Genomic DNA, 22707 nt, shown 5'->3' on the forward strand with positions numbered 1-22707 from the left:
CTCGGTTCCACCGCAGAAGCCGCTCCCTGCGGGGGAGTGGCACGTATCAGCCGTCCCCGGCCGCGATCGTGGGGCTCGGTGATCCGGTGGGGCGGTGGTGTTCGGCGTTGATGCGCTGGGCTTCCTGGAGCTGGTCCTCGAGGATGACGATGCGGCAGGCGGCGTCGATGGGGGTGCCCTGGTCGACGAGTTCGCGGGCGCGGGCGGCGATGCGCAGCTGGTAGCGGGAGTAGCGGCGGTGTCCGCCCGGGGAGCGGAGCGGGGTGATGAGGCGGGCTTCGCCGATGGCGCGGAGGAAGCTCTGGGTGGTGCCGAGCATTTCGGCGGCCCGGCCCATGGTGTAGGCGGGGTAGTCGTCGTCGTCGAGACGGCTGACCGGGTCGTCTGCTGTCACGTGCACCTCTCCGGGGAACGCGTTGGAGGGGCCCTGGTGTCCTATGACACCAGGGCCCCGAAGGAACTGCTACACCATCTGCCGACCTTGGTTCTGCGTCGGCCTGCTGTTTCCGTGGCCCCGACCTGCATGATGTCGGGGGTACGGGGATCGCGGTTGCTTGACCGGAGACCACCTCACTATCGATGTCCTGCGGTACCCGGGCCCACAACATCCGCCCGGGCGATCCTGATGGCGTTTGCCTCCTCCGTTCTTCCTCTGGGAACACTCACCTGTCTCAGAGCCGTACGGCTCTGTGGCCTGTGTCAGCGCCACTCTCCGGCAGCCAGCCCCGTCGCCCGTCCTGCGTCTGCTCTGGCTTGGAACCCCACTGCCGAACCTCCCGGTGCGCGCGTCCGCAGCCGACGCCTTCACCGAGGTGCTGCTCAGTCCTGGCTGCTGAGAACTACCTCAACTGCGGTACTGCTCACGGCGGCCCCTGATCACTGCGGGCCCCCCGGTCCGGTCGCCAGCCCCGTCGCCGTCCTGCAACCACCCTGGCTTCGAAACTCCGCCACCGCACCGTGCTGCACACAACAACTGCGGTACTGCTCCCCGGCAGTTCGTCTCTGCCGGGCCCTGCTGTCTCTCTGGCTACGAGAGAAACCATAGCCATGCCACCACCCAATGTCTACTCCAGCCAAGAGAGATTTTTGTGCGTACGACGGCGAGGTAATCGGCCTCGAACATGGAGGCACACGACGAACTGGCTTCGTCACCACCCGGCGTCGAGGAGGACGCCGGGTCTGGGTGAACCTCCGCCGCTACCTCCTCGCACCGCCCCCGCGCGCCGGACAGCCGGGAACGCTCCATCCCGGGCGGGGATGGAGCGTTCCCGGCTGAGCATCCGGGGCTCCGGTGCGGCGCTCGGGCGAGTCCGGCACCGTCCGGAGCCGGAGGTCTAGCCGGTCACCACCTTGTCGTAGCGCAGGGCGACATAGCCGGAGGCTGCGTGGCCCGCTATGCGGCCGTCGGTGCCACCGTTGAGGTAGTCCTGACCGCGCATCATGTCGTCGTTGGGGTTCGACTCGTGGATGTACGAGAACTTGCCGGCTCCCTTGTCGACCCACTTCTCGAAGAGCACCACGTGCCCGGACTGGGTGTTCAGCGCGTCACCGGGCAGGAGGTCGGACTTCGAGACGGTGCTGCTGACGCTCGGCAGGCTGGACGTGGTGTAGCTGGTGCTGGCGTGCCAGGCCATGGAGATGAAGCCCGAGCAGTCGGTGCGGTAGGTGTGGTCCCCGTCCGGGTCGGTGGCGTACGCGCTCTGGCTGTAGGGGATGTCGCGGTTCAGCCAGTTCACGGCACGGCTCATGATCTCGGTGCGGGTGATCTGACCACCCCGGGTGGAGGGGGCGGGGGTGGGGGGCAGCGGCTCCTGGTAGGTGCAGTCGCCGGCGTATGCGGACAGCAGTGTCTGGGTCCAGCCGCTCTCGTCGACCGGGTCGTCGGAGTGGTAGGCGATGTCGCTGCCCTTGCCGTCGGTGGGGTCGGCGTCGTGGTACCAGTACATCCCGCCGTTCGTGCGGCCGTAGTAGAGGCCGCCACCGGGTGAGACCAGGCTGTCGACCGCGGACCAGCCGCTGCTCTTCAGCACCGACTGCTCCCAGTCACCGACACCGTTGATCTGGTAGGAGAGGAGCCTGCCGTCGGCCGTGCTGGCGAGGAGGACGTCGTCACCGACGGCCGCGAGGGTCTTGAGGACGAAGCCCTCGTCGATGACGACGTGCTTGGCGATGTGGGCGGGCCCGCTGGGCTTGGCCTGGGACACGTTGTAACGGTGGAGCTGGCCCGAGACCGTGCCGTAGAGGTGGCCGGCGCCGTCGTACGTCATCTTGTCGAAGGTCCAGCCGCTGTCCCAGATGCGGGTGACGCCGGCCAGGGCCAGGGAGGTGTTGTTGGTCTGGATGTCCACCCGGTAGAGCGCACCGGTCGTCGAGGTCACGAGGACGGTGTTGAAGTTGAGGGTGGCCATCGCCTTGGGGGTGAAGCCGAGGTCGGTGCCTATCAGGGTCTTGACCCGGTCGCCCGTGTTGGGGGATATGGCCGTGTAGGTGAGGCGTCCGTCGGGAAGCGTGCCGTAGACCGAGACATCACCACCGCAGATGGCGGCGGCCTGGGCGGGCGCCGCCGTGAGCGTGACCATTCCGAGGGTGGTGGCGCCGAGGGCGAGGGCAGCGGTCAGGCGGCGCTTGAAGGATGTCGAAAACATGGCGATCTCCGATTTCGGGCAGCCCTGACGAAGGCGCGTCGGGCTGGAGGAGTGAGAGGGGAAAACAGCGTGGTATCGGGCGGACGCCGGATGGCCGGCGGCTTCGTTGAGGCTGTGCGTGTCCGGGCCCGGGGGCGGGGGCGGGGGCGCTGACTGACTCGTGAACTGCGGGCTCAGTACCAGTTGTTGTCAAGGAAGTGGGTCCAGGCGGCGCAGGGTGTGCCGTACCTGCCGTCGATGTAGGACAGGCCCCACTTGATCTGGGTGACGGGGTTGGTGCGCCAGTCGTCACCGAAGGCGTCCATCTTGGAGCCGGGTAGCGCCTGGGGGATGCCGTAGGCCGTGGAGTTCGGATTGTCGGCCCAGTAGCGCCAGCCGCTCTCCCTGTCCCAGAGCTGCGACAGGCAGTTCCACTGGGTGGTGCTGTTCCAGGCGCCGCCGTCGTGCTTGTTCATCAAGTCGCGGCCGGCCGCCTTCACGGCGGGGATGTCGGTGCCGTCGAGCGGGTCGACGCTGGTGGTGCAGCTGAAGGTCTCCGGCTGGGCGGAGAGCAACTGCTGGGTCCAGCCACCCGTGTTGACAGGCGTGTCGTTGTGATATGCGATGTCCGCGCCTGAACCGTCCGCCGGGTTGGCGTCCTTGTACCAGTACATGGCACCCGTGGTTGCGATGCGGCCGTAGTAGAGGCCACCGCCGGGCGAGACGACCTGGTCGAAGGCGGACCAGCCGGACGTCTTGAGGTCGTCCCGGCTCCAGCCGCCGTCGCTGCCGATCTTGTAGGAGAGGAGCGCGCCCGCGGACGTGGTGGCGAGGAGGCGGTCGTCGCCCACGGCGGCGAGGGTCTTCAGGACGAAGCCGCTGCCGATCTCCCTGCGCTGGCCGATGTGGGCGGAGCCGGTCGGCTTGGGCTGTGACACCAGGTACTGGAGGAGCAGCCCTCCGGCCGTGCCGTACAGGTGGCCGTGTCCGTCGTAGGTGAGTTTGTCGTGGGTCCAGCCACTGTCGAAGAGCTTGACGGGCGGACGCTCCAGGACGAGGGAGGTGTTGTTCGTCAGGACATCGAGACGGTAGAGCGCCCCTGCGGTCGACGTGACGAGGACGGTGTTGAAGTTGAGCGTGGCCATCGCTCGCGCTTCGAATCCCAGGTCCGCTCCGAGCACCACCTTCTTCAGCTCGCCCGTGGCAGGCGTGATGGTGCTGAAGGTGAGGCGGTTGTCGGGGAGGACGCCGTAGATCGCGGCGGTTCCGCTGCATGTGGTGGCGGCCTGTGCGGGCGGGGCGGTGGCGACGGCGGTGAGCAGCCCGGCGCCGAGGAGACCGGACAGGGTCGCGAGAGTGGCTCTGCGGGCAGTCCTGCGGAATGCGGTGGGCACGGTGTTCCCCCAAGTGACGGAATGGCTGGGCCGGCGGACGTCAGCGCGGTGGGGCGGCGACGGTGTAGCCGAAGGCGCGCAGCGGCGTACGGGCGTTGGTGAGGATCGCGTGGGCCTGGCCGAGAGCGGCGGCTTCCGAGGTGGCCCGCAGGAAGAGGTAGAGGTCCATGCCGTTCTCGGATGCCCTGGCCCGCAGGTGTTCGAGTCCGTGCGCCGCGCTGGTGTGGGCCCAGAGGAGATCGGTGAGGACGGCCGGCATAACGTGGCCGACATCGTGTGGCCCGGTGAGCGTGGCCCGGATGACATGCACGCGGTCTAGTCCCAGTTGATGCTGGCGGGCGGCGTCTCGGGCGCCGTGTCCCAGTTGATGCTTCCGGGGGCGGAGGCGGTGACGCGATGGCCCTCGGCGCTGTGCGCAGCGGGGGTGACAGCGATGCAGCAGAGCAGGGTGAGCGCGGTGGCGGAGACGGTGCGAGACATGGTTTCCCCAGGATCAGAGGTCGGGTTGCGGTTCGTTCGACGTGCTGTTCGCGCGCTGATCCGGACCGTCCTTACGGCTCTGGCCTGAGCCGGGACTTCCGCCCCGCCGTTCCGGTGAACACCATGCTGCTGCCTCCGCCACCTGGCCGGAAGGGATTCCGGCTGGCCCCAAGATGCCTTGGCACGTTGGTGACGGCCTTCGCCTACGATCACGTCAGGAGCCGCCCGTGGAGGGCGGCCGGACTTCAGCTGGGGGGCGGAAGGATGCTGCAAGGACTGGGACTCGGGGCGGACGCGGAAGCGGTGTACCGGGGGGTGCTGGCGGACCCGTCGGGCGGGATCGCCGAACTGGTCGTACGTCTGGGCCGCACTGAGGAGCAGGTCCGCGCGGGACTGGACCGGCTCGTCGATCTCGATCTGCTCAGACCTTCCCGGGACAGTCCCGGTGCGGTGCGCGCCGTGCGGCCGGAACTGGGCCTGGAGATACTGCTGTCCCGCCAGGAGGAGGAACTGCTCCGGCAGCAGCGGGAGATGATTCGCAGCAAGACAGCCGCAGCGCGGCTGGTCTCGGAGTTCGCCGAGCTCCGCCCGAACACCGAGGTCGACGGCGCGGAGCGCCTGGTGGGGATGGACGCCATCCAGGACCGGCTCGAACAACTCGCCCGCGGCCTGGAGCGGGAGTGCCTGGCGATCCTGCCGGGCGGCGCGCTCTCGCAGGCCAGTCTGGACGCGTCACGCCCGCTCGACGAGCGGGCGTTGGCTCAGGGGATCGAGATGCGTTCGGTGTACCAGGAGAGTGCCCGTAAGGATCCGGCGACGCTCTCCTATGTCCGGTGGCTGACGGAACAGGGCGGGCAGGTGCGCACCAGTCTGCTGCTCCCGCCGCGCCTCCTGGTGTTCGACCGTACGGTCGCGGTCGTCCCCATCGACCCCCAGCACTCGCGTCTGGGCGCGCTGTGCACCCGGGCGCCGGGAATCGTCGCCTCCCTCATCACCCTGTTCGAGCAGACGTGGAACGCCGCTGTCCCGCTCGGGGCGGACCGTCCGAGGGAGACCGGCTCACGGCCGAGTCCGGTCGAGCTGGAGTTGTTGAAGCTCCTGGCCTCCGGCATGACCGATGAGGCGGCAGGCAAGCGTCTCGGGGTGTCACTGCGAACGGTCAGACGGCAGATGTCCGCTCTCATGGAACGCCTCCATGCCACCAGCCGGTTCGAAGCGGGCCTCAAGGCGGCGCGGCAGGGCTGGATCTGAGCGGGAACGGCCTTCGGCCGGCCGGACCGGTCCGTGGCCGAGGCCCGGCCGGTGGTGTGCGTCCGTGAACGCGCGCCACCGGCCGGGCCTTTCGCCCACCGGTCTCAGTGCGGGGCGGGAGCTCCCTGGTCGCGCCGGAGACCGACGGCCGCGAGAACCGCGCCGGCCACACAGAGGACGCCCGTGACGAGCGCCGCGGCGTGCACGCCGTTCATGAACGCCTGCCCGCTGCCCTCGGTCACCGCGGCCCTGAGCTGCGCCGGCATGTCGGCGGAGACCGGTGAGACTCCCATCGCCACCGCGTCCCTGGCCTCGTGCAGCCCTTCGGCCAACGGACCGGGGACCCCGGCGGAGGTGAGTTCGCCGGTCAGGGTGGAGCCGACCCGGCTGCTGATCAGGGAGATCAGCACGGAGGTGCCGAGTGCCCCGCCGACCTGGAGCGCGGTGGCCTGCAGACCGCCCGCCACACCGCCGTCCCGCACGGGGGCGCTGCCCACGATCGCGTCGGACGAGGCGGCCATCACCATGCCGACACCGAGGCCGAGCGCGATGAAGGGCGGCCACATGACGCCGTAGGAGGAGTGCACGCCCCAGCTCAGGAGCCCGAAGGAGGCCGCGGCCTGGAGCACCATGCCCAGCGGCATGGACAGCCGGGCGCCGAACCTCTCCGTGATCCTGGCGCCCAGCGGCGCCGCGATGACCGAGGCCAGGCTCAGCGGCAGGGTCCGGACGCCCGCCTCGACGGGGGTGAAGCCGCGGACGTTCTGGAGGTAGAGCATCACGAAGAAGATCACGCCGAGCAGGACGAAGAAGTTGACCGCGGTGATGACCGTGCCGATCGCCAGCGCGGGGTTGCGGAACAGCCGCATCGGCAGCAGGGGGTGCGCCACCCGGGTCTCGTACCGGCAGAACGCCACGAGCAGCACCAGACCCGCCCCGAGGGTGGCCAGTGTCGAACCCGAACTCCAGCCCCAGGTCTCGCCCTTGACGACCCCGAAGACGAGGACGAGCAGGCCGAGCGCGAGCAGGACGACGCCGGGGACGTCGAAGCGCTGCCGGTCCGCGGGGTTCTTGCTCTCCGGCAGGACGGACGCGCTGAACGCGAGCGCCACGATGCCGATCGGCAGGTTGATGAAGAAGACCGACTCCCAGTTGACGTGCTCGACGAGCAGTCCGCCAACGATCGGCCCGAGCGCGGTCGACACGGAGGACACCATCGCCCAGATGCCCACGGCCATGCCGAACTTCCCCGGCGGGAACACCGCGCGCAGCAGGCCGAGCGTGTTGGGCATCAGCAGCGCGCCGAAGAAGCCCTGCAGGGCACGGAAGGCGATGACGCCCTCGATCGAGCCCACGAGCGCGATGGCGATCGAGGCCGCGGTGAAGCCGGCGACGCCGACCAGGTAGTACGTCCGCCGGCCGAAGCGGTCCCCGAGCTTTCCGCCGAGGATCAACGCGGCGGCCAGCGCGAGCAGATACGAGTTGGTCACCCATTGCAGATCGGCGGTGGACGCGTTCAGGTCGCGGCCGATCTCCGGGTTGGCGATCGCGACGACGGAACCGTCGAGGCCGACCATGAAGAGGCCGAAGGCGACGGCCGTCAGGGTCAGCCACGGGTTGCCACGACGGCCGGCCGGGGCATCGGGCCGGTCGTGGGCGGGCAGGGGGGAGGGGTCCACGGCAGTGGAGGGCATGCGGATGCCTTGCTTCCTGAAAAAGGGGAACGACGGGAGAGGACGGACGGCCGTGCGGGCGTCGTCGTCAGTGCGAAGCGGCGTGGATGTGCCGCGCCACTCCCTGGAGCGCGCCGAGGGCGGAGCCGATCGCGTCGAGATCGCCGTCGGTCAGGGCCGACAGTGCCTCGGCCACGTACCCGTCCATGAGCGCTCCGACGGCGGCGATGCGCCGGCGGGCCTCGGCCGTGAGGTGCAGATGGGCGATCCGCTTGTCCGCCGGGTCCTGCCTGCGCTCCAGCAGCCCTTCGGCCGCCAGCTGGGTGACCAGGGCGCTCACGTTGTTCGGCTTCATCAGCAGTTCGTCGGCTGCCGCGCGCACGGTGATGGCTTCCCGGTCGCCGACGAGCCGCAGCAGCGCCAGCTGGCCCTCGGGAAGCTTGGGGTACGGGATGTCCTGGGCGAGGCGGCGGTCGAGTGCCCGGTGCAGCGCGGGCAGGACGGCGGTCATCGCTGACGCGATGTGCCGGATGTCCTGTGCGGACGCGCGGGGGGCAGACATAGGTGAACTATAAGTATGAAGAGATACCTATGTCAAAGGACCTTATCGGCCGGGAGCTCCGTCCCCCTCGGGCGGCGGCGCGGTGCTCTTGCGTACGACCAGGCTGGTGGCCAGTTCCAGGCGGGTGGAGACCGGTTCCCGGGCCCGCAGCCGCATCAGCATCTGCGCCGCCTCCTCGGCCATCTGGCGGAGCGGCTGGTGCACGGTGGTGAGCGCGGGGCTGGCCCAGCGGGCGATGGACACGTCGTCGTAGCCGACCACCGAGAGGTCGTGCGGTACGCGCAGCCCGTGCACCCGGGCGGCCTCCAGGACGCCGAGTGCCTGGAGGTCGCTCCCCGCGAAGATCGCGGTGGGCCGCTCGGGCCGGGAAAGCATCTCGGCCGCGCGGTCGTACCCGCCCTCCACGTGGAAGTCGCCGAACAGGATGAGGCCGGGGTCGACCTCGAGCCCGGCCATGGTCATCGCCGACCGGTAGCCGTCCAGCCGGGCGCGGGAGCAGAGCATGTCCTCGGGGCCCGTGATGATTCCGATGCGCCGGTGACCGTACTCGATCAGGTGCCGGGTGGCGGCCAGGCCGCCGTTCCAGTTGGCCGAGCCGACCGAGGGCACGTCGGGGTCGGGGTCGCCTGCCGGGTCGATGATGACGAAAGGGATCGAACGCGCCCTGAGCTGCTGTTTCACCTCGCTGGGCAGGGCTGAGAAGACCAGGACGACGCCGAGCGGCCGGCGCTGGAGCATCGCCTCCATCCAGTCGGGACTGGGCGAGTGCCGGGTTCCGCTCTCGGTGAGGACGACTCCCGCGTTGTGGGCCTTGGCGACGTTCTCGACGCCCCGGATCAGCTCCATCGCCCAGATGCTCTCCAGCTCGTGGAAGACGATCTCGATGAGCGGCGCCTCGCGGGCCGACCGCGTGGTGCGCCGGTAGGCGTGGGCCTCCAGGAGGCGTTCCACCTTGATCCTCGTCGGGGGCGCCACGTCCTGCCGCCCGTTGAGGACCTTCGAAACTGTCGAAATGGAGACGCCGGCCCGCTGGGCCACCTGGGCGAGGGTGATGCGGCCCAATTCCTCGTCATCGCGCATGGCGAGGAGCATAAAGCACCAAACGAGTCCCGCTGAGGCGTAACGCTTTGATAACGCGGTGACCGAGGGTTGACCCCCCAGATGAGGCGTCCTAGCGTCCCGACTCAGGAAGTTTCGGTAATCGTACCGAAAGTGTTTCGAGAGGCGAGTCGATGAAGCAACGCGCACGGTTCCCGCGGACCGCTGTCGTCGGTGGTGCAGCGCTGGCCATGGTGCTGTCCCTGTCCGCTTGCGGAGGGGGGTCCGACGCGGCGGACGGGGGCGACACCATCCGCGTCCTGGTCTACGGCGACGCGACGAACAAGGTGGAGAAGGAGCTCGTCGCCACCTTCAACAAGACGTCGAAGGTGAAGGTCGTCCTGGACACGATCCCGGGCGCCGACTACCAGGCGAAGCTCCAGACCATCATCAGCAGCAAGCAGGCGCCCGACGTCTTCTTCAACTGGGGCGGCGGCAGCATCAAGCCGTTCGTCGACGCCGGACTGCTGCTCCCGCTGGACCCCTTCATCGCCAAGGAGCCCGACCTCAAGGCCAAGTTCCTGCCGTCCGTGTTCAACAGCGCGGTGATCGACGGCACGTCCTACGGCGTCCCCATGCGCGGTACGCAGCCCGTGCTGCTGTTCAACAACGGCAAGGTCCTCAAGAAGGCGGGCGTCAAGCCGCCGAAGACCTGGGACGACCTGCTCGCGGCCGTCAAGGCGCTGAAGGCCGACGGCGTCACCCCGATCGCGCTGGGCGGCGGCGACCGCTGGCCGACGCTGATGTGGTTCGAGTACCTCTACGACCGCGTCGCCGGCCCGGAGCTCTTCCAGAAGGCCCTGGACGGCGACCAGGACGCCTGGGGCAGCCCGGACAGCAGGAAGGCGCTCGGCAAGATCAGGGAACTGGTGGACGCGGGAGCGTTCGGCACGAACTACGACTCCGTGAAGTTCACCGACCAGGGTTCGCCCACCCTCCTGGCGACCGGCAAGGCCGCCTTCGAGCTGATGGGCTCGTGGGAGTACTCGACCCAGCAGGACGCGCACCCCGAGTTCGCGGAGACCGACCTCGGCTACAGCGCGTTCCCGTCCGTCGAGGGCGGCAAGGGCGACCCGGCGAACATCGTCGGCAACACCAACAACTTCTACTCCGTACTGAAGAAGACGAAGCACCCGCAGGCCGTGGCCGAGTTCCTGAAGCTCATGTACTCGGACCAGTTCGTCAAGGCGCAGCTCGGCATCGGCAACCTGCCGACCACGACGAACACCGAAGGCTTCCTGGACACCGCCGCCAGCCCCGACTTCGCGAAGTTCCAGTACGACCTGGTCAAGGCGGCCCCGACGTTCCAGCTCTCCTGGGACCAGGCGTACCCCCAGTCGGCGGCCACGACGATGCACCAGTCACTCCAGCAGTTCTTCAACGGCTCGATGGACGAGGACGCCTTCGTCGCGGCCATGCAGGCACTGCCGACGTCGTGAGCTCCATGAAATCCACCCTTGGAGCGGGCCGCCCGGGATTCCTCTGGGCGGCTCCCGCCGCCGTCTTCTTCGGCCTCTTCGCCATCGTCCCCCTCCTCATGGTCGCCGTGCTCTCCTTCGCCAGCTGGGACGGGCTGAGCGACCCCGAGTTCGCCGGCCTCGACAACTGGAAGAAGCTCCTCGACGACCCCGTCATGATCAAGAGCCTCTGGCTGAGCGTCCTGCTCACCCTGCTCGGAGTCGTCGTCCAGACACCGCTGAGCATCCTGCTGGGTGTCTGGGCGGCGGGGCACCAGCGCAACCGGGCCGTCCTGTCCGCCATCTACTTCGTGCCGATGCTGCTGTCCATCGCGGCGGTGTCCGTCCTGTGGCGCGCGGTCCTGGACCCCAACTTCGGCGTCCCCGCCCAGGCCACCTGGCTGTTCGGTGACGGCAACCTGTTCGGGATGCAGTCCAGCGCGATCGGCGTCCTGGTCTTCGTCAGCACCTGGCAGTTCACCCCGCTGCACACGCTGATCTACCAGGGCGCGGCACGCGCGGTGCCGCAGGTCCTCTACCAGGCGGCGCAGATCGACGGGGCGGGCACGGTACGGCAGTTCTTCCACATCACGCTGCCGCAGCTGCGCAACTCGATCATCACCTCGATGATCCTGATGGTGGTCGGCGGTCTCACGACCTTCGACACCGTCCTCATCCTGACCCAGGGCGGACCGGGCAGCGACACGACCATCAGCGCCTACTACATGTACCAGAAGGCGTTCAAGAGCTTCGACTACGGAGCGGCGTCCGCCATCGCCCTCCTGCTGGTCCTCGTCTCCACGCTGATCTCGCTGATCGTGGTGCGGCTCTCGGGCTACGACAAGATGCGCAGCACCATGGAGGGACTGTGAGGAAGAGCCGTCCCAACTACCTCGCCGGATTCGGCTCGCTGATCTGGCTCCTCGTGGTCGGGCTTCCGCTGTACGTGATGCTCGTCGCCACGTTCCAGTCGCGCCCCGACTACGCGGCGAACGGCCCGCTGGCCTTCCCCGAGCACTTCACGCTCGACAACTACGTCAACGACCTCAACAGCGGCTTCGCCCAGTACTTCGTCAACACGGTGATCGTCACCGTGTGCGTGGTGGGCATCGTCGTACTCCTCGTCCCGCCCCTGGCGTACACCATCGTCAGGAGCCGGGGCCGGGCCACCACCACGGTGTTCCGGCTGTTCCTCCTGGGCCTGGCGATCCCCTCGCAGGCGGTCATCGTCCCGATGTTCTTCGTCATCAGCGAGGCCGGTCTCTACGACAACCTCATCGGCGTCATCCTGCCGACCGCGGCCTTCGCGATGCCGGTGTGCGCCCTGATCCTCACGGGGGTTATGCGTGACATCACCCCCGACCTGTACGAGGCGATGACGATCGACGGCGCCTCACCCCGGCGGGTCTTCTTCCAGCTGGTGCTGCCGCTGTCGAGGAGCGGGGTCTCCACGATCATCGTCTTCTCGGCGCTCCAGGCGTGGAACGGTTTCCTCTTCCCCCTCGTCCTGACGCAGTCCGCGGAGACCAAGGTCATCACCATGGGCCTCTACGACTTCCAGACGGAACACGGAGTCGACACCCCCGGCCTGCTAGCCGCCGTCGTCCTGTCCATGCTCCCCATCCTGATCGTCTACCTGTTCGCCCGTCGTGCCCTGGTCCAGGGGCTGATGGGGGTCGGAGGAAAGTGACCGCCAACATCGACAACGCCGGCGTGCAGACACCCGCCGAGGCCACGGACTCCCACGCGCCGGTCCCCGGCGCCGCGGATCCCCGCACGGGGCGGTGGCGCGACCCCGCCCTCGCCCCCGAGGCCAGGGCGGACGCCCTGATCGCCGCCATGACCCTCCAGGAGAAGATCGCGCAGCTCTTCGGCGTCTGGGTGGGCGCCTCCGACGAGGGCGCCGAGGTCGCCCCGTACCAGCACGACATGGAGGAGGCCGTCGCCCTCGACGACCTCCTGCCCCACGGCCTCGGCCAGCTGACCCGCCCCTTCGGTACGGCGCCGGTCGACGCGGCCGTGGGCGCGCTCTCGCTGGCGCGCACCCAGGAGCGCATCGCCGCGGCGAATCGTTTCGGCATCCCGGCGCTGGCCCATGAGGAATGCCTCGCGGGCTTCGCCACCTGGGGGGCGACCGCCTACCCCGTACCGCTGTCCTGGGGCGCCACCTTCGACCCCGGGCTGGTACACGAGATGGCAGCCGCGATCGGCCGCGACATGCGCGCGGTCGGGGTGCACCAGGGCCTCGCCCCGGTCCTCGACGTCGTACGCGACGCACGCTGGGGCCGCGTCGAGGAGACGATCGGCGAGGACCCCTATCTCGTCGGAACGGTCGCCACGGCCTATGTGCGGGGCCTGGAGTCGGCCGGTGTCGTCGCCACGCTCAAGCACTTCGCGGGCTACTCCGCCTCACGGGCGGGCCGCAACCTCGCCCCGGTGGGCATGGGGGCGCGCGAGCGGGCCGACATCATCCTGGCGCCGTTCGAGATGGCCGTACGGGAAAGCGGTGTGCGGTCCGTCATGCACGCCTACACCGACACCGACGGTATCCCCTCCGCGGCCGACGAACCGCTGCTGACCGGTCTGCTGCGCGACACCTGGGGGTTCGAGGGGACCGTCGTCGCGGACTACTTCGGCATCGCGTTCCTGAAGACGCTGCACGCGGTGGTGGGGACCTTCGGGGAGGCGGCGGGCGCGGCACTCGCCGCGGGCGTGGACGTGGAGCTGCCCACCGTCAAGACGTACGGCCGCCCGCTCACCGACGCGGTCGCGGAGGGACTCGTCCCCGAGGCCCTGGTGGACCGTGCGGTACGCCGGGTGCTCGTCCAGAAGGCCCAGTTGGGGCTGCTGGACCCCGACTGGGACCCGGTTCCGCCGGCCTTGGCCGGGACTGCGCCGGGCGGCAGGGGCTCCGCAGGAGTGCGCGGCAGCGTCCGGCTCGACACCGAAGAGAACCGCGCGCTCGCCCGCCGTGTCGCCCAGCAGGCGGTCGTGCTCCTGAGCAACGACGGGACCCTGCCCCTGACAGCGCCTCCCGCCCGTATCGCGCTGATCGGACCCAACGCCGACACGCCGACAGCCGTCCTCGGCTGCTACGCCTTCCCCGTCCACGTCGGCGGCCAGCACCCTGACACCCCTATCGGCATCGAACTGCCCACCCTGCGCGAGGCGTTGACGGCCGAGTTCCCGCACAGCGAGATCGTCACCGCTCGCGGCGCGGACATCGACGGCTCCTCCACGGAGGGCTTCGCCCGGGCCGCCGAACTGGCCCGGGGCGCCGACCTCGTGGTCGTCGCGCTCGGCGACCGGGCCGGGCTCTTCGGCCGCGGCACGAGCGGCGAGGGCTGTGACGCGCGTGACCTGGCACTGCCCGGTGTGCAGCGGCAGCTGCTCGACACCCTCCTCGACACGGGCACGCCCGTCGTCGTCACCCTGCTGGCGGGACGGCCCTACGCCCTCGGGCGGGCGGCGGACCGGGCCGCCGCCGTCGTGCAGTCGTTCTTCCCCGGCGAGGAGGGTACGACGGCCATCGCCTCGGTGCTCAGCGGCCGGACCGCACCCTCGGGCCGGCTGCCCGTCAGCGTGCCGCGCGACCCGGGCTCCCAGCCCTCCACCTACCTGGCGGCGCGGCTCGGCCACGCCAGCGACGTGTCCAGCATCGACCCGACCCCGGCGTTCGGGTTCGGCCACGGGCTGACGTACACCAGCTTCGAGTGGAGCGGGCTCGTGGTGGAGCGGGAGGAGGCGGCCACGGACGGGGAGTTCGCCTTCTCCTGCACCGTCCGCAACACCGGTGCGCGGGAGGGGACCGAGGTGGTGCAGGTGTATCTGCACGACCCGGTCGCCTCCGTCGTACAGCCGGTGGTGCGCCTCATCGGTTACCTCCGCCTCGGCCTCGGTCCGGGGCAGGCGGCCAGGGTGCGGGCGACGGTGCCGGCGGACCTCGCGTCCTTCACGGGCCGCGACGGCCGTCGGATCGTCGAGCCGGGCGCTCTCGAACTGCGGCTGGGCGCGTCGAGCACCGACACCCGCCTCACGGCCCGGGTCACGCTGACCGGGCCGGTACGCACGGTCGACCACACCCGGCGGCTGCACATGGACATCGCGGCGGAGGGCGTGACCGACGCCTCCTGAGCGGGTGAGGGGGCCTTCGCGGGTGGCTGGGACCAGCCACCCGCGAAGGCCCCCGTTCCTGTGCCCGGATGCCGGGGTCAGGAAGCGGTGCAGGCGCTGATGCCGGGCGGTGCGGTGTTGCCGTTCGTCATGATGGTGAAGCCGAAGCTCGTCGTCCCGCCGGCCGCGAGGCTGCCGTTGCCGGCCGGAGTCATGGTCATCACCTTCCCGGTACTGTCCCAGCTGGGCGTGCCGTTCCAGGTCGTCGAGATCCGCTGCGCGGAGGCGATGGTGACCCGTACGCTCCAGCCGCTGATCGGCGCGCTCCCCGCGGTCACGGTCACCTTGCCGTTGTAGCGGTCGCCCCAGGTCTCCTGCTTGGCGTACGAGACGGTGCAGGTCCGGGTACCGCCGCCCCCGCCGCCGCTGGTACCGCCCAGAGCGGTCAGTACGGCGTCATAGGCCGGCTTCTTGTTGTAGTTGCCGTCGAAGAGCAGCGGGGTCCCGCTCGCACGCCAGGAGTACTTGTCGGTGACGCCCCAGACGGTGATGCCCGTACAGCGCGTCACCGCGAGGCACGCCCTCACCACGTTGCCGTAGCTGGTGGCCTGCGCGGTGCCCGATCCCTCGATGTCCAGCTCGGTGATCTGCACGTCCACGCCGAGGTCGGCGAAGCGCTGCAGATTCTGCTGGAAGTCGCCGGGGACGGGGGAGTTGCTGTTGAAGTGGCTCTGGAATCCCACGCAGTCGATGGGCACACCGCGCTGCTTGAAGTCCTTGACCATGGCGTACACGGCGTTGGACTTCGCGTTGATCCCGTCGGTGTTGTAGTCGTTGTAGCAGAGCTTCGCGGCCGGGTCGGTGGCGCGGGCCGTGCGGAACGACTCCTCGATGAAGCCGTTGCCCAGCTTGTCCTGGAAGGGCGAGCTGCGCCGGGCTCCGCTGCTGCCGTCCTGGAACGCCTCGTTGACGACGTCCCACGAGTGGATCTTGCCCTGGTAGTGCCGCATGACCTGGGTGATGTGGTTGTTCATCGCCGTACGGAGGTCGGCCGTGCCCAGCGCGCCCACCCAGCCGGGCAGTTGGGAGTGCCACACCAGGGTGTGCCCGCGCACCTTCATCCCGCGGCTCTGTGCGTGGCTGACGATCTGGTCGGCCGCCCCGTAGGTGAACGTCCCGCGGGACGGCTCCAGCGCGTCCCACTTCATCTCGTTCTCGGGGGTCGCCGAGTTGAACTCGGTGTTCAGCGTGGCGGCGTAGGGCGCCTCACTGAGGCGGTTCGCCGCGACCGCCGTACCGAAGTAGCGGCCCTTGGCCGCCGCCGCCTCGCCGAGGGTGCTCGCCGCGTGGGCGGTGCCGGACAGGGCGACCACACCGGTGGCGGTGAGCAGTCCCGTGACGGAGAGGGCCAGCGCCCTGCGCGCGTAGGCACGCAGCGGAGTGCGTCCCTCACCCGCCCGTCCATCTCCGGGAGTGGGTCGAGTTGAACTGATCATGACAACCTCTTCTTTCCGTTCGCCCGGCGGTTCCCGGGAGCTCCGCGAAAGCTTTCAGGGGTCAACGAGCCCGTCCATTCCGTCTGGCACACGGAACAACGGCTACCAGAGAGATCCTGGGTGATGTACGCCACCGAAACAATGGCGCGTCAGGACCGAAACAATTTCGGTCGTATCGGGACGCCCGGAGGTACTCCTGGAAGGGGGTTACTATGTGGGAATGATTTCCATTATCGTTAAGCCCTCGTCCGCAGAGAGCAGGTGACCGCGTGTCCGCCCACTGCCAGTTGACCGGAGCCGAGCCGGGCTTCGGCAACAGCATCTCCCACTCGCACCGGCGCACCTCGCGCCGCTTCGATCCGAACATCCAGCGCAAGCGCTACTGGCTCCCGAGTGAGGGCCGCCATGTGCGCCTGACCCTCAGCGCCAGGGCCATCAAGGCCATCGACAGAATCGGCATCGAGGCCGCAGTGGCCAGGATCCGCGCCCGGGGGGTGAAGGTCTGATGGCCAAGAAGAGCAAGGTCGCGCAGAACGAGAAGCGCAAGGTGGTCGTCGCCCGCTACGCGGCCCGGCGGGCGGAGCTGAAGGAGATCATCCGCCGGCCCGCCGCCACGCAGGCCGAACGGCAGGCGGCGGTGGCGGAGTTGCGGGCTCAGCCCCGGAACGCCAGTGCCACCCGGGTGCGCAACCGGGACAGCGTGGACGGCAGGCCCCGCGGCCATCTGCGCAAGTTCGGGCTGTCCCGGGTGCGGATGCGCGAGCAGGCCCACGCCGGGTTCCTGCCCGGCGTCACCAAGTCGTCCTGGTAGCGCTTCCGGAACCGCTCCCGTGCCCGAAGAGGTGGCCCGCACCCCCCGCGAGGAGGGTGCGGGCCACCGCGTCATCGGCCGACAGGATCGCGATGGGCCTCGTCGCCGGGCTCGATCAGCGCCAGCAGCCCGCCCTCGTCGAGCGGGGTCGGTACGGTGACGAGCGCCGCCTGATGGCCCGTCAGGGCGTCGAAGACGTGGACCTCCCCGTGGCCCCCGCGGGAGACGGCGACCAGCGATCCGCCGGGGGACGCGGCGACGGCCCGGCGCTGCACCCCGTCCCAGGGGGTGCCGCCCCGGCGCGGCGCACCCGCCATGGGCGGCAGCGGCACTCGTGCGGTCACGGCCGGCGCGCCGCCCCCGGTGGAGACGAGGACGAGTTCGTCGCCGTCGGGGTGCACGCGGCTGAAGGCGACATGGCCCGCCGCCACCGCGAGGCGGAAGACCAGGCCGGGTCCGAGGTCGAGACGGCCCGCCACGCCGGTGTCCAGGTGGTGCCACCAGGCGTCGTTGGACCAGTCCGGCCAGCTCTCGGCGGCCTCGGGGCCACTCCGTACGCAGGACCACAGCGTCCGGTGCGCGGCGTCGAGCCGCAGGTAGTAGCCCCGGCCCCCGTCGCGTCCGCCGGCCGCCCACGGGAGCGTCGTGCCGCAGGCGAGTGCGTCGCCGTCCGGACGGACCCGGTGGACCCCCGACCCGGCCGCGGCGAACACCCAGCCTGTCACCGGGTCGTGGGCGTCCCCGTGTCCGTCGTCGTCGGCGAGGCGGAGGGTCGTCACGGGTTCGGCCGGCGGGCACGAGGGGGCGGCTTCCATGAGGGCGGAGTGCCGGTAGGCCGTCAGCTCGCCGGGCTCCCGGTGGCGCAGCACGACGAGCGGATCTCCGGGCGGTCCGGCCAGGGTGACACCTGGTTCGCCGGTACGCGTCCGTACGCGCACGGCGCCCGGATCTCCTTTCGCCTCCAGGTCGACGACGGTCAACGGGTCCGACCAGGCCGACCAGTTGCGGCCGAGCCCGGTGGTGACGGCGAGCCGGCGGCCGCTGGGGTCGGCGGCCAGGTGCTCGGCCGGCACCGCGACGGGTATGCGCCGCTCGACGAGCGGGCGGCCCGAGTCCGGCCCGTACGGATCGAGGACCAGCAGCTCACCCGCCCGGTCGTCGACGCAGGCGGCGCGGTGGCCCGGAAGGGCGAGGAAGCCCGCGTGCTCGGCGGGATGGCGGCCGTCGAGCTGGGCTGTCGTACGGCCGTCGCGCAGGTCGACGACCCTGACGAGCCCGGCTACGTGGTCGGCGACGATCAGGCGCGGTCCGAGGGGCATGGGGCGGTCTCCGGTGGATGGTCGGCGGACGGGACTTGCTTTGATAATGATTATCATGTCTAAATCTCGGTGGGGAGAGCCGGTCCGGGGCGGCCCCTCGACCCGATCCGTGGTCCCCGGCCGTCAACAGGAACAGAGGGCACGTCATGTCGCGCGCAGTGAGAGGAATCCGCCGGTGGGCGGCGGCCATCGTGATGGGGTCGTTGCTGGTGGGATGCGGCGCCGCCGAGGAGCCCGCGTCCGGGAAGGGCGGGGACGCCGGAACGGACGGAGCCGGTCCGAGGACGGCGGTGGACGTCCGCCCGGTGAAGGCGTCGCGCACCATCACCGACGCCCGGGGTGTCACCCTCACCACCGAGCGGCCGCCGAAGCGCGTGGTGTGCCTCGTCGCCCTGTGCGACGACATGCTCGCGGAGCTCGGGATGACCCCCACGGCCACCAACTCCGCACTCCTCGCCCACCCGGCGTTCCTCGGGCCCGAGCGGGCGGGCCGCATTCCGGTGGTTCCCGGCGGCTTCCTCAGCCCGGAGGCCGAAGCGGTCCTTTCCCACGAACCGGATCTGGTCATCGGTCTCGAAGACACCCACGGCAAGCTCGCCCCCGCGCTGGAGGGAGCGACCACCTTCTGGCCGGTCCAGCCCTCCACCTGGGAGGACAGCGTCGGCTATCTGCGTGACCTGGCCGCGCTGACCGGGCGCACGGAGCAGGCGGAGGCGGCCGAGAAGCGGCTGCGGACGAAGCTCGCTGCCGCCGAGGGGAGGAAGAGCGACAAGACCGCTCTCATCATCTTCGGCAGCGACGAGAACTTCGGCGTCGCGACCCCGAAGAACGACGTCGCCGCCGGGCTCTTCCCGAGGTTCTCCTCGTACCCGTGGGAGGGACGGGGCGTGGAGGGCAGTTACAGCCTGGAGGAGATCCTCGCCCGCGATGTCGACGTGCTCTTCGTCGAGACGCTGTCCTTCGGCGCGTCGGACGGGAAGCTCTCCGCCAAGCTGGCCGGCAACCCGCTCTGGTCCCGCATCCCGGCCGTCAGGAACGACAAGGTCGTCGAGGTGGACTCCGAGGTGTGGGCCAAGGGGCGGGGCACCCGTTCGCTGGGCATCGTCCTCGACGAGGCAACGGCCGCCCTGCGGTGACACGTCAACTGGCGGGCGCGCTCACCCTCCTGGTGGCCGTATCCGTCGTCGCGCTCTGCATGGGCACGCCCTACGTGGCGCCGCACCGGCTGCCCGCGGCCCTGAGCGGCGACGGTCTGGAGGCGGTCATCCTCACCGAACTCCGTCTGCCGCGGCTGGTGCTCGCACTCGCCGCCGGAGCCTGTCTGGGCGTCGCCGGCCTGGTGCTCCAGGAGGCGCTGCGCAACCCCCTCGCGGTGCCGGAGATGATCGGCGTCTCCTCGGGCGCCGCCCTGGGCGTCGCGGCGCCGCTGGTCCTGGCGCTCTCCGTCCCCGCCGCGGTCCAGCCGCTGCTCGCCCTGGGGGGAGCGGTGTTCGGCGGGGTCCTCACCCTGGTGGCCGCCGGATTCGGCCGCAGCCCCTCCGCCGTACTGCTCACCGGAGCGGCCGTGTCGGCGGCCCTCCAGGCCGGGCTGCTCGTGCTGATGGTGCTGGCCGACCAGCTGGACCTCCAGCTGATCTACCGCTATCTGCTGGGCAGCCTCTCCGCCCGTACCTGGGACGACGTGGTGGGCCTCGGCCCCTGGCTGCTCGTCGCGGTGCCCGCGCTGGTGCTGTGCGCCCCGGTCCTGGGGGTGCTGCGGCTCGGCGACGACGACGCCCGCGCCCTGGGCGTCCGGGTCCACCGGGCCCGGTTCGGCGCACTCGCCCTCGCGATCGTGCTCATCGCCCCCGTCGTCGCGGTCTGCGGACCGGTCGCCTGGGTCGGCTTCCTCGCCCCGCAGTTGGCGCGGAGGATGCGCCCGGGGTCGGACGCGCTGAGCCTGCTGCCCTGGTCGGCCCTGTGCGGCGCGCTGGTCGTGCTGTGCGCCGACCAGCCGGCCCGGCTCGCCCTGGCGCCGATCGAGACACCGGTCGGCGCGTGGACCGCGCTGCTCGGGGTGCCGGCGGGCGTGGCCTTGATGAGAATCCGGCGGGGCGCGGCCCCGCACCGGACGGCCGGAGACCGTGCCGTCATGGCGGGAGGAGACCGGTGAACGTACCGACTGCCGTACGGGCGCGGGCGCCCGAGACCCCGCGCGGGCGGTCCACTCGCGGGCCGTTCACCTTCGGGGCGGGCGCGAGACTCTCTCTGCTGGCGGTCCTGGTGGCCGCCGCGTTCTGCGCCTGCCTGTTCGCCGGGAGGAGCCCGTCCGCCGGCCAGGTGTGGGACGTACTGGCCGGCCGGGGGGACGCCACCGCCCGGCACATCGTGCTGCGGCTGCGCGTGCCGCGCGCGCTGGTCGCCCTCGGGGCCGGGGCGAGCCTCGGACTCGCCGGTCTCCTGCTCCAGTCGGCGCTGCGCAATCCGCTGGCCGGACCGGAGGTCACCGGCGTCACCCCGGGCGCCGTGCTCGGAGCCGTGACGGCGACCGGACTGGGGCTCGCGGGCTGGGAGTCCCCCACGGCGGTGGTCGTCGCCGCGTGCCTCGGCGGCTTCACGGGAGCCGGGCTGCTGTGGTTGCTGGCCGGGCGCCGCAGGAGCGACCCGGAGGAGACGGTGGTCTACGGGGTACTGGTCTCCGCCGTGCTCGCCGGACTCACCTCGATGGTGCTCCTGGTCGCGCCGGGCGAGCTCGGCAGCGTCGTGCAGTGGCTCGTCGGCTCGACCGAGGGCCGGGTCTGGGAGCACTGGACGCTCCTGTGGCCCTGGGCCCTGGTGTGGGGCGCCGCCTCCTGCGCGCTGGCCGCGCCGCTGACGCTGCTGCGCTGCGGGGACGAGCAGGCGGCAGCGGCGGGACTGAACGTCGCGAGGGCGCGCGGGGCGGCGCTCGTGGGCGCCGTCGCGCTGACCGCCGGCGCGGTGTCGGCCGTGGGGGCGCTCGGCTTCGTAGGACTGCTGGTGCCGCATCTGGCGCTCGCCGTCTTCGGGGCGGACCTGCGGATCACGCTGCCCGGCGCCGCGCTGATCGGCGCTGTGGTGGTGGGCGGCGCGGACGCGGGGGCGCAGGTGCTCTCCCGGGTGCTGGTGGAAGGCTTCGGCGCCGAGCGGATGACCGTGCCGGCCGGCGCCCTGACGACGTGTGTGGGCGCCCTGCTGCTGCTCGTCGTGGCCCGACGCCACACGGCGGGACAGATGTGAACGGTGCGGCGGAAGACACCCCAGCGCATTCAGGAGGACGAGAGACCATGCCCCAGATTTCGGACACGGGAGTACGGGAGACGGGCCCACCGGACCCCGCGGACACGGCGGCCGTTCGGGCGCGGGACGCCATCTCCGTGGACGGCGTGAGCTTCGGCTATCCGGGGCGTACGGTCCTCGCGGACATCCGTCTGCGGGTCGCCCCGGGTGAGTCCGTGGCCCTGGTCGGCCTCAACGGCTGCGGGAAGAGCACCCTGCTCCGGCTCGTCGCCGGACTCCTGCGGCCCTCGGCCGGGCGCGTCCTGCTGGACGGTGAGGACGTGGCGCGGCTCTCCCGCAGAGCCACCGCCCGACGCGTCGCACTGCTCCACCAGTCCTCGCCCTCCGTGCCGGGCATGACGGTACGTCAGCTGGTGAGACAGGGCCGGTACGCGGCCCGGGGCCCTCTCGGCATGCTCCGGGAGGGCGATGACGAGGTCTGCGCGCGGGCGCTGGCCGATGTCGGGGTCGCCGACTGGTCGGACAGGATGGTCGACTCCCTCTCGGGCGGTGAACGCCAGCGGGTCCGGCTCGCCATGTCCCTGGCGCAGGACACCGGCGTACTGCTCCTGGACGAGCCCACCACCTACCTCGACCTGCGCCACCAGCTGGAGGTGCTCCAGACGGTGGTGAGGCTGCGCGAGGAGCGCTCCCTGACCGTGGTGATGGTGCTGCACGACCTGGGCCACGCGGCGCGGTTCGCCGACCGCATCGTCGCCCTGCGGGGCGGCCGGGTCGCGGCGGACGGCCCGCCCGGACGCATCGTGACACCCCGTCTGCTCGCCGAAGTCCTGGGCGTGGCAGGGCGGGTGGGCACCGATCCGGTCGGCGGCTGGCCGGTGTGTTACCCAGATCACCCTCTGCCTCCCGGAGAACTATTGCGGAATGATAATCGTATTCATTAGTGTCTGTGCTGCGGCGCCGGCCTGGCGCCGCGGTCCCACAAGCGAAGGAGACTCCTCATGGAGCAGAACAAGGTGTTCAGCCCGATCGCCGAGCAGGGTCAGCTGGCCCACCTGTCGGCGACCCACTCCAACGCCCTCGTCGAGAACCCCTTCGACGACGCCGAGTTCGCCGAAGGCGACGACAAGTAGAACCACCTAGGCGGGCCCGCCCGGTCGTCGGGCGGGCCCGCTCCGTCTTCGCAGCCGAC

Annotated in this window: 22 protein-coding genes; 12 read left to right on the forward strand and 10 right to left on the reverse strand. The window is 70.7% G+C overall.

The window, feature by feature from the left end; all coding sequences use genetic code 11:
- Nucleotides 1–46: 46 nt before the first annotated feature.
- From Sfulv_RS22295 to Sfulv_RS22315, 5 genes are all read right to left on the reverse strand, one after another.
- On the reverse strand, nucleotides 47–394 hold the full coding sequence (locus Sfulv_RS22295) for a helix-turn-helix domain-containing protein (RefSeq protein WP_173316313.1): 348 nt from the start codon (nucleotides 392–394) through the stop codon (nucleotides 47–49).
- Nucleotides 395–1334: 940 nt separating this feature from the next.
- Entirely contained in the window at nucleotides 1335–2645 is a 1311-nt protein-coding gene (locus Sfulv_RS22300; RefSeq protein WP_173316314.1) for an NlpC/P60 family protein, read from the reverse strand.
- A gap of 173 nt (nucleotides 2646–2818) precedes the next feature.
- Complete coding sequence (locus Sfulv_RS22305; RefSeq protein ID WP_173316315.1) at nucleotides 2819–4018, reverse strand: aggregation-promoting factor C-terminal-like domain-containing protein; 1200 nt, start codon at nucleotides 4016–4018, stop codon at nucleotides 2819–2821.
- Nucleotides 4019–4058: 40 nt separating this feature from the next.
- Nucleotides 4059–4328, reverse strand: a complete 270-nt coding sequence (locus Sfulv_RS22310) for a hypothetical protein (protein WP_173316316.1) — start codon at nucleotides 4326–4328, stop codon at nucleotides 4059–4061.
- 5 nt (nucleotides 4329–4333) lie between these two features.
- Nucleotides 4334–4498, reverse strand: coding sequence for a hypothetical protein (locus Sfulv_RS22315; protein ID WP_173316317.1), 165 nt, complete (start codon nucleotides 4496–4498; stop codon nucleotides 4334–4336).
- Between the two features lie 264 nt (nucleotides 4499–4762).
- Between Sfulv_RS22315 and Sfulv_RS22320 the strand changes: the two genes are divergently transcribed.
- Nucleotides 4763–5749 carry a helix-turn-helix transcriptional regulator gene (locus Sfulv_RS22320; protein WP_173316318.1) on the forward strand — a complete coding sequence of 329 codons (987 nt, stop codon included), beginning with the start codon at nucleotides 4763–4765 and terminating at the stop codon, nucleotides 5747–5749.
- A gap of 104 nt (nucleotides 5750–5853) precedes the next feature.
- On the opposite strand, the gene Sfulv_RS22325 is transcribed toward Sfulv_RS22320, so the two are convergent.
- The 3 genes from Sfulv_RS22325 to Sfulv_RS22335 all read right to left on the reverse strand — a co-directional run bounded on the left by Sfulv_RS22325 (nucleotide 5854) and on the right by Sfulv_RS22335 (nucleotide 9076).
- Nucleotides 5854–7443 carry an MFS transporter gene (locus Sfulv_RS22325; RefSeq protein WP_173316319.1) on the reverse strand — a complete coding sequence of 530 codons (1590 nt, stop codon included), beginning with the start codon at nucleotides 7441–7443 and terminating at the stop codon, nucleotides 5854–5856.
- A gap of 67 nt (nucleotides 7444–7510) precedes the next feature.
- On the reverse strand, nucleotides 7511–7984 hold the full coding sequence (locus tag Sfulv_RS22330) for a MarR family winged helix-turn-helix transcriptional regulator (protein ID WP_173316320.1): 474 nt from the start codon (nucleotides 7982–7984) through the stop codon (nucleotides 7511–7513).
- A 42-nt stretch (nucleotides 7985–8026) separates the two neighbouring features.
- A complete protein-coding gene (locus tag Sfulv_RS22335) occupies nucleotides 8027–9076 on the reverse strand; it encodes a LacI family DNA-binding transcriptional regulator (protein ID WP_344571377.1) in 1050 nt (349 codons plus the stop codon).
- 140 nt (nucleotides 9077–9216) lie between these two features.
- Between Sfulv_RS22335 and Sfulv_RS22340 the strand changes: the two genes are divergently transcribed.
- From Sfulv_RS22340 to Sfulv_RS22355, 4 genes are read left to right on the forward strand one after another with little or no spacing between them, the layout of a single operon-like run.
- Complete coding sequence (locus Sfulv_RS22340; protein ID WP_173316322.1) at nucleotides 9217–10521, forward strand: ABC transporter substrate-binding protein; 1305 nt, start codon at nucleotides 9217–9219, stop codon at nucleotides 10519–10521.
- Between the two features lie 5 nt (nucleotides 10522–10526).
- Nucleotides 10527–11411, forward strand: a complete 885-nt coding sequence (locus tag Sfulv_RS22345) for a carbohydrate ABC transporter permease (RefSeq protein ID WP_173316323.1) — start codon at nucleotides 10527–10529, stop codon at nucleotides 11409–11411.
- The gene (locus tag Sfulv_RS22350) at nucleotides 11408–12229 is read left to right on the forward strand and encodes a carbohydrate ABC transporter permease (RefSeq protein WP_173316324.1); all 822 of its coding nucleotides are present in this window, start codon (nucleotides 11408–11410) and stop codon (nucleotides 12227–12229) included. Before Sfulv_RS22345 ends, Sfulv_RS22350 begins: the two co-directional genes overlap by 4 nt.
- Nucleotides 12226–14673: a beta-xylosidase/alpha-l-arabinosidase gene (locus Sfulv_RS22355; protein WP_371874698.1), complete on the forward strand. Its 2448-nt coding sequence runs from the start codon at nucleotides 12226–12228 to the stop codon at nucleotides 14671–14673. Before Sfulv_RS22350 ends, Sfulv_RS22355 begins: the two co-directional genes overlap by 4 nt.
- 77 nt (nucleotides 14674–14750) lie before the next feature.
- On the opposite strand, the gene Sfulv_RS22360 is transcribed toward Sfulv_RS22355, so the two are convergent.
- Nucleotides 14751–16148 carry a glycoside hydrolase family 10 protein gene (locus Sfulv_RS22360; protein WP_173316325.1) on the reverse strand — a complete coding sequence of 466 codons (1398 nt, stop codon included), beginning with the start codon at nucleotides 16146–16148 and terminating at the stop codon, nucleotides 14751–14753.
- Nucleotides 16149–16417: 269 nt separating this feature from the next.
- Here Sfulv_RS22360 and rpmB point away from each other — a divergent pair, with 269 nt between their 5' ends.
- Together rpmB and rpsN are read left to right on the forward strand one after the other, a co-directional pair.
- Nucleotides 16418–16654 (forward strand): 50S ribosomal protein L28, encoded by a 237-nt coding sequence (gene rpmB / locus Sfulv_RS22365; RefSeq protein WP_173316326.1) that lies wholly within the window; start codon nucleotides 16418–16420, stop codon nucleotides 16652–16654.
- Nucleotides 16654–16959: a 30S ribosomal protein S14 gene (rpsN, locus tag Sfulv_RS22370; RefSeq protein WP_173316327.1), complete on the forward strand. Its 306-nt coding sequence runs from the start codon at nucleotides 16654–16656 to the stop codon at nucleotides 16957–16959. Before rpmB ends, rpsN begins: the two co-directional genes overlap by 1 nt.
- A 71-nt stretch (nucleotides 16960–17030) precedes the next feature.
- On the opposite strand, the gene Sfulv_RS22375 is transcribed toward rpsN, so the two are convergent.
- Nucleotides 17031–18278: a YncE family protein gene (locus Sfulv_RS22375; protein WP_173316328.1), complete on the reverse strand. Its 1248-nt coding sequence runs from the start codon at nucleotides 18276–18278 to the stop codon at nucleotides 17031–17033.
- Between the two features lie 146 nt (nucleotides 18279–18424).
- Between Sfulv_RS22375 and Sfulv_RS22380 the strand changes: the two genes are divergently transcribed.
- The 5 genes from Sfulv_RS22380 (at nucleotide 18425) to amiA (ending at nucleotide 22648) form a co-directional block, all read left to right on the forward strand.
- On the forward strand, nucleotides 18425–19414 hold the full coding sequence (locus Sfulv_RS22380; RefSeq protein ID WP_173316329.1) for an ABC transporter substrate-binding protein: 990 nt from the start codon (nucleotides 18425–18427) through the stop codon (nucleotides 19412–19414).
- Nucleotides 19411–20430, forward strand: a complete 1020-nt coding sequence (locus tag Sfulv_RS22385; RefSeq protein ID WP_305961380.1) for a FecCD family ABC transporter permease — start codon at nucleotides 19411–19413, stop codon at nucleotides 20428–20430. The genes Sfulv_RS22380 and Sfulv_RS22385 overlap by 4 nt, the downstream gene beginning before the upstream one ends.
- 95 nt (nucleotides 20431–20525) lie before the next feature.
- Nucleotides 20526–21515: a FecCD family ABC transporter permease gene (locus tag Sfulv_RS22390; protein WP_218901652.1), complete on the forward strand. Its 990-nt coding sequence runs from the start codon at nucleotides 20526–20528 to the stop codon at nucleotides 21513–21515.
- A gap of 47 nt (nucleotides 21516–21562) precedes the next feature.
- Complete coding sequence (locus Sfulv_RS22395) at nucleotides 21563–22459, forward strand: ABC transporter ATP-binding protein (RefSeq protein WP_173316332.1); 897 nt, start codon at nucleotides 21563–21565, stop codon at nucleotides 22457–22459.
- 57 nt (nucleotides 22460–22516) lie between these two features.
- Entirely contained in the window at nucleotides 22517–22648 is a 132-nt protein-coding gene (gene amiA, locus Sfulv_RS30675) for a streptamidine family RiPP (RefSeq protein WP_246353185.1), read from the forward strand.
- The last annotated feature ends 59 nt before the right edge of the window (nucleotides 22649–22707 follow it).

Source organism: Streptomyces fulvorobeus (assembly GCF_013167895.1).
Classification (GTDB): domain Bacteria; phylum Actinomycetota; class Actinomycetes; order Streptomycetales; family Streptomycetaceae; genus Streptomyces; species Streptomyces fulvorobeus.

Coding starts and splice junctions, on each gene's coding strand:
- Sfulv_RS22300 (WP_173316314.1), bottom strand. CDS start 2,645: ATGTTTTCGACATCCTTCAAGCGCCGCCTGACCGCTGCCCTCGCCCTC.
- Sfulv_RS22315 (WP_173316317.1), bottom strand. CDS start 4,498: ATGTCTCGCACCGTCTCCGCCACCGCGCTCACCCTGCTCTGCTGCATC.
- Sfulv_RS22320 (WP_173316318.1), top strand. CDS start 4,763: ATGCTGCAAGGACTGGGACTCGGGGCGGACGCGGAAGCGGTGTACCGG.
- Sfulv_RS22325 (WP_173316319.1), bottom strand. CDS start 7,443: ATGCCCTCCACTGCCGTGGACCCCTCCCCCCTGCCCGCCCACGACCGG.
- Sfulv_RS22330 (WP_173316320.1), bottom strand. CDS start 7,984: ATGTCTGCCCCCCGCGCGTCCGCACAGGACATCCGGCACATCGCGTCA.
- Sfulv_RS22335 (WP_344571377.1), bottom strand. CDS start 9,076: ATGCTCCTCGCCATGCGCGATGACGAGGAATTGGGCCGCATCACCCTC.
- Sfulv_RS22340 (WP_173316322.1), top strand. CDS start 9,217: ATGAAGCAACGCGCACGGTTCCCGCGGACCGCTGTCGTCGGTGGTGCA.
- Sfulv_RS22345 (WP_173316323.1), top strand. CDS start 10,527: ATGAAATCCACCCTTGGAGCGGGCCGCCCGGGATTCCTCTGGGCGGCT.
- Sfulv_RS22360 (WP_173316325.1), bottom strand. CDS start 16,148: ATGATCAGTTCAACTCGACCCACTCCCGGAGATGGACGGGCGGGTGAG.
- rpsN (WP_173316327.1), top strand. CDS start 16,654: ATGGCCAAGAAGAGCAAGGTCGCGCAGAACGAGAAGCGCAAGGTGGTC.
- Sfulv_RS22375 (WP_173316328.1), bottom strand. CDS start 18,278: ATGCCCCTCGGACCGCGCCTGATCGTCGCCGACCACGTAGCCGGGCTC.
- Sfulv_RS22380 (WP_173316329.1), top strand. CDS start 18,425: ATGTCGCGCGCAGTGAGAGGAATCCGCCGGTGGGCGGCGGCCATCGTG.
- Sfulv_RS22395 (WP_173316332.1), top strand. CDS start 21,563: ATGCCCCAGATTTCGGACACGGGAGTACGGGAGACGGGCCCACCGGAC.
- amiA (WP_246353185.1), top strand. CDS start 22,517: ATGGAGCAGAACAAGGTGTTCAGCCCGATCGCCGAGCAGGGTCAGCTG.